At 59.7% G+C, this 243-nt stretch carries 1 pseudogene; it reads right to left on the reverse strand.

Annotation, left to right across the window (positions count from 1 at the left end):
- Positions 1 to 243 (reverse strand): annotated as a pseudogene (locus ACEN88_RS36110) (hypothetical protein); the annotation flags it as partial.

Here is a 243-nt window from a genome sequence, read left to right on the forward strand (position 1 = left end):
GGCCAGTTGCAGCAACAGAAAGCCCATGAAGAAGTCCGGATTGATCCGGTCGTAGCGAATCACTGCCGCACCCGCCACGGCCACCAATGCCGCGATCAAGGCCCACGGATTGAAGCGCCGGTTCAGCGCGTCTTCGATCAGGGTCACGTGCAGCGGCGTGAGGATGGTGAACAGCAGCACTTCCGGCACCGTCAGCACGCGGAAGCTCAAATACAAACAGACATAGGTCACACCGAACTGCAG

The organism is Massilia sp. CT11-108, assembly GCF_047302915.1.
Taxonomy (GTDB): domain Bacteria; phylum Pseudomonadota; class Gammaproteobacteria; order Burkholderiales; family Burkholderiaceae_D; genus Telluria; species Telluria orientalis.